Source organism: Aeromonas sp. HMWF017 (assembly GCF_003061465.1).
In the GTDB taxonomy this organism is placed as follows: Bacteria; Pseudomonadota; Gammaproteobacteria; order Enterobacterales; family Aeromonadaceae; genus Aeromonas; species Aeromonas veronii.
The window spans coordinates 5,690-8,550 of record NZ_QAJD01000073.1 but is presented as its reverse complement, the minus strand read 5'-3'; the positions used below and the strand labels follow the sequence as shown (position 1 = coordinate 8,550).

Genomic DNA, 2,861 nt, shown 5'->3' with positions numbered 1-2,861 from the left:
CTATGGCACCACAAGAGTCACCATCCGCGAGGCACTGGTGCAGCTGGAGGCGAACGGCCTTATCTATCGGGAAGATCGCCGCGGCTGGTTCGTCACCCCGCCGCGCTTTCGCTTGAACCCCAGACGCACCTCCAACTTTCACCAGATAGTGCGGGAGCAAGGGGGTGAGCCGCGCACCGAACTGCTGGAGAAAAGCCGCCAGGCGGTACCGCCCGCGTTGATGGCGCAACTGCAGCTCAAGCCGTTCGACAGCCTGTTTCTGCTAAAACGGCTGCGCTACGCCAACGGGCGCGCCATCTGCTACTGCGAGAACCACTGCCTGCCTGAACGAGTACCCGGCCTGCTGGAGCTGGATCTCAACGGCAGTCTGACCGAGATCTACCAGGCCCATTACGATCTCCACTACGCCCGCATGCAGGTGCGTTTCTTCCCCACCGCCCTGCCGGACGAGGTGGCCAAGGCGCTGGGGGCCACCGCCGGTCTGCCCGCCCTGCGCCTCGAGCGGCTCAACTTCGATCAGCACGGCCGGGTACTCGACTTCGATCTGGAGTACTGGCGCCACGACAGTCTGGAGATCGAGGTGGATACCCAGGATTAGTCACGGGCACATCAGGAACGGCAAAACGTCACAGGGCTGTCACGGTCACGTCATAAAGATCCCCTAGCCTCTCTCTCGACCAATCTGGTTTATACCAAGCCAACTTATATGGAGAAGAGGATGAAACAGGGAACCCATCTGCTGGCCGCCGCCGTGCTGGCTGCCACGACAGCCCCGGCACTGGCCGCGACCGATCTCACCGTCTACACAGCCTTCGAACCGGAGCAGCTCAACGAGCTGAAAACCGCGTTCGAACGCCAGCATCCGGATATCAACATCAAGTGGGTGCGTGACTCCACCGGCGTGGTCACCGCCCGCTTGCTGGCAGAAAAAGCCCAGCCCAAAGCGGATGTGGTATGGGGACTGGCCGCCACCAGCCTGATGCAGCTCGATCAGCAGCAGATGCTCAATGCCTATGCACCGAAAGGACTGGATAAGCTCGACAGCCGCTTTCGCGACAGCAAGGCCGAGCCGCACTGGATCGGTCTGGACGCCTTCTTCAGCGCCATCTGCTTCAACAAGGTAGAGGCGGAAAAACAGGGGATCCCGGCCCCCACCAGCTGGGCCGACCTCACCAAGCCCATCTACAAGGGCAAGGTGATCATGCCCAACCCCAGCTCCTCCGGTACCGGTTACCTGAGCGTTGCGGGCTGGCTGCAGACCATGGGCGAGCAGCAAGGCTGGCAATTTATGAACGGCCTGCACCAGAACATCGACCGTTACACCCACTCGGGCTCCGCCCCCTGCAAACTGGCCGCCAGCGGTGAGACGGTGATCGGTATCTCCTTCGACTTCCCGGCCACCAGCCTCAAAGCCAAGGGAGCCCCCATCGAGGTGGTGTTCCCGAAAGAGGGGTCGGGCTGGGATATGGAAGCTGCCGCCATCATCAAGGGCACCCCCAAGCTGGAAGCCGCCAAACAGCTGCTCGACTTTGCCGCCACCGAACAGGCCAACGCCCTCTACAACAAGTCGTTCGCCGTGGTCGCCATCCCCGATGTAGCCCAACCGAGAGCGGGCTATCCGGCGGATATCAAAGGCCAGATGATCGACAATGACTTTAGCTGGGCAGCCCGCGAGCGCAACACCATCCTGGCCCAGTGGAGCGCCAGCTTCGACGGCAAGACCGAAGCCAAGCAGTAAGCGTGAAGGGCGGCGGTTTGTTCACGCCAGACACACCGCTGCCAATAAACTGCCAGTCGAAGGCCAACAGCTGTTGGCCTTCGCTTTTTGGTTTTAACTTCCCGAGTTTGTATTGCCTTCAATTAGCGACGCTTCGCCCATCCACACAGGGCCCAGCCACTTGTTGACGGCCCGATCTCATTTGACTGTCATCAAGCTGTCATCCCCCGATCACCTGACCGTCACACTTCACCCGCAAACTGGTATATACCAAATCAGTAGCGAGTCGAACCATGACCCAGCCCTATCTGGACATTCAACATCTCAACAAGCAGTTCGGTGCTTTTCAGGCCCTTAAAGGGATCTCTCTGACCATTGAGCCGGGGGAGTTTATCTGCTTTCTCGGCCCCTCCGGCTGCGGAAAAACCACCCTGCTCAGAGCCATCGCCGGCTTGGATCTGCCGGACCGCGGCGAGATCTGGCAAGGAGGGCGCAATATCTCCCGCCTGCCGCCCCAGGAGCGCGATTTTGGCATCGTGTTTCAGTCCTACGCCCTCTTCCCCAACCTGACGGTGGCCCAGAACATCGCCTTCGGCCTTGAGAATCAGGGGTTGGCGCGGGATCTCATCAAGGAGCGGGTGGACCACTGGCTGGGGCTGGTGGATCTCACTGCCCAGTCCCACAAATACCCGAGCCAGATCTCCGGCGGCCAGCAGCAGCGGGTGGCGCTGGCCCGAGCGCTCGCCCTCTCCCCCGGTCTGTTGTTGCTGGACGAACCGCTCAGCGCGCTGGATGCGCTGGTGCGCACCCATCTTCGCAGCGAGATCCGCGCCCTGCAGCAGCGCCTTGGCATCACCACCATCATGGTGACCCACGATCAGGAAGAGGCGCTGACCATGGCCGATCGCATCGTGGTGATGGAGGGTGGCCGCATCGTGCAGGTGGGCACCCCGCAGGAGATCTACCACCAGCCTGCCAGCCGTTTCGTGGCAAGCTTTGTCGGCACCATGAACTTCCTCGAGACCCTGGTGCTGAGCCCCAATCAGGTGCGCCTCAACGAACAACCGCTGACACTTGCCAACCAGGCCGCTGCCGGCAGCAAATTGCAGGTGGCGATCCGCCCCGAGGTAATCACCCTGAGTGC

3 protein-coding genes are annotated in these 2,861 nt (G+C 61.4%); all 3 read left to right on the top strand.

What is annotated here, in order from left to right; translation table 11 throughout:
- Positions 1–598 (top strand): phosphonate utilization transcriptional regulator PhnR (gene phnR, locus DBR30_RS07435; protein WP_181363515.1); only part of this gene is annotated, 598 nt, incomplete at its 5' end.
- A gap of 120 nt (positions 599–718) precedes the next feature.
- Entirely contained in the window at positions 719–1,738 is a 1,020-nt protein-coding gene (locus DBR30_RS07430; protein ID WP_108540545.1) for a putative 2-aminoethylphosphonate ABC transporter substrate-binding protein, read from the top strand.
- 272 nt (positions 1,739–2,010) lie between these two features.
- A partial coding sequence (locus DBR30_RS07425) for a putative 2-aminoethylphosphonate ABC transporter ATP-binding protein (protein WP_258224326.1) occupies positions 2,011–2,861 on the top strand: 851 nt, incomplete at its 3' end.